Raw genomic sequence first — 2,074 nt, 5'->3', positions numbered from 1 at the left:
CACCTGCTAACGATCACGCCCCCGACCGGCACGAGCACCCCAGCCGCGACCCACGCCAGCCCCGTGACCTGCAACTTCAGGATGAAAAATTCTCATCGGGCTCGACGAAGACGCCGCCGGGCGGCTCGGCCTGCAGATCCCCTTTTTGCGCGCGCCGGCCGCGTGCTGGTGCGCGCGAGCGATCGTGGAGTCGACGGAGATGTCCCAGGTGATCAGGCCCTTCGCATCGGCGCGGGCCTGCAGCTGCTCGAGGATCCGGTGCCACGTGCCGTCGCGCTGCCAGCGCCGGAACAGCCCGTACACCGTCTCCCACGGCCCGTAGCGCTCGGGCAGATCCCGCCACGGTATGCCCGTACGGGTCCGGAAACGTATCCCGTTGATCAGCTGCCGCTTGGTGTGCAGCGGCGGCCGACCGGCCTTGATGCCCCGCGGCAGCAGAGGTTCCAGCACAGCCCACTGTGCGTCCGTCAGATCTCCCCGAGCCATAGAACGTGATCATCGCATGACCTTGATCCACTTCTGAAACAGGCCCTAGCGCGGCCGGCGCGTCTGGCAGTGCCGCGCCCCCGCTACGTTGTCGGGACTGCTCCCGCCCTCCCCGGCACCTCCCGGATCAGGCTGTCCCCAGCTTCCAGGCCCTTGCTGCGACAAGAGCCCGACGCGGTCTCTCACCGCGTCCGGTAAAGCAGCGCCTCGTGGCGCACAATCCGCCTCGAAGATCGGCTCCAACACCAGCTTCAGGGATGCCTGCACCACCCGGTCGGTCACGGTCGCGGTCCCCAGGCGACGCAACTTGCCGCCCGCCTTGGGGATCATCCGTTCCCGGACCGGGAGCGGGCAGAAGCTGCGGTCCTTGATCGAGGTCCGCAGCCCGTCGAGGAAGACCTCGACGCCCCGCACGGTCTCCACGTAGTAGGCGGTCTCGCCGTCCACTCCGGCCGTGCGGGCTCCCTTGTTTCCCCGCACCCGAGCCCACACGACCAGCAGGAACGCGGGATCGGCAACGAGGTTGAACAGGTCATCGAACCTGCGATGAGAATCCTCGCGGGCCCAACGGTGCAGCTTCGTCTGGATCTCCAGTACCCGCAGCTCCGCCCCGAACAGGGCGGACTCCAGGTCGTCGGTGTTCACCGGCGACAACCTCCTGGCCTTCCAGTCCTTCCGCTGCTGACTTGCTGTCCCCCTTCGCCATGTACGCACCTCTCGCGCGCTCGGACTACTACGAGGACTCCGCCACGACCCGGTGCCGTCAGCCGACGACGGGCCTGCCCTTCGCGACGCCGTTGACGAACATCAGGTGCCCACCGTGGGTGCGGACCCAGCGGTCCACGTCGCGCATCGTCTGCGGCTGGTGGCACATCGGGATGTCGCGGGGGACGAAGGTGCGCGGATCGGTGACGCCGGGGCAACGGAGAAGGTCGGCCAGGTGAGCTGTCTCGGCCGGGAAGTAGCCCAGCTGGGTGCCGAGTTAGTAGAAGTATGGGATGAACTGGTCGGCCACCGTGTCGGCGTAGACGGGCAGTCGGGCGACGTCGGAGAGCCAGTCGTACAGGGCGTCGTCGGAGGTGTCCGTGGGCGGCGCCGTCGTGCAGGCAGCCTGGCCTCCGCCCTGCCAGAACATGAAGGGCGCGCGCAGGATGGCGATCTCGAAGGCCTTGTCGGCGCTGCCGATGAACCGGAAACCGTCGCCCCGGGAGTCGGCCCACGACTGGTAGCGGGCGACCAGGGTGGTGCGAGCGGTGAGGCGCCCCCGCCTTGCGGAGTTCCGTTCGAACTGTCCGCAAAGCCACCGTGCAGTTCGACGACTCCGGCCCGCAGGAGCGCACGGACCAGACGCAGGACCTCACCACGACGGGCGCGGCGCCGGCTCTCCACCGACGCGATGATCGGCACCCTTCACCAGCACAGCCACGCCTGGTACCTGCCGCTGGGCCTACTAGGGCCTGTTCCGAGTTCAGATCATGGGTTTGTTGATTCTTCTGCCCGGGACGGCCGTGGCCTGGTAGAAGTCGCGGGTGACGCGTGGTGATCTAAGCGATGCCGAGTGGGAGTTGGTGGAACCGTTCCTGCCGGT

General features: G+C 67.9%; 1 protein-coding gene and 2 pseudogenes. All 3 read right to left on the bottom strand.

All coding sequences use genetic code 11. The features are described from left to right. Positions 1-144 precede the first annotated feature (144 nt). Positions 145-486, bottom strand: a pseudogene (locus ACH4J0_RS43105) (IS5 family transposase); the annotation flags it as partial. A gap of 45 nt (positions 487-531) precedes the next feature. After that, complete coding sequence (locus tag ACH4J0_RS43100; protein WP_396246647.1) at positions 532-1,131, bottom strand: hypothetical protein; 600 nt, start codon at positions 1,129-1,131, stop codon at positions 532-534. Between the two features lie 118 nt (positions 1,132-1,249). Continuing rightward, a pseudogene (locus ACH4J0_RS43095) lies at positions 1,250-1,753 on the bottom strand (aminopeptidase); the annotation flags it as partial. Positions 1,754-2,074 lie beyond the last annotated feature (321 nt).

The sequence above is a fragment of the Kitasatospora sp. NPDC017646 genome, assembly GCF_044329365.1.
Taxonomy (GTDB): Bacteria; Actinomycetota; Actinomycetes; order Streptomycetales; family Streptomycetaceae; genus Kitasatospora.
The sequence above is the reverse complement of the archived record's forward strand: the minus strand, read 5'-3'. Positions and strand labels throughout refer to the sequence as shown.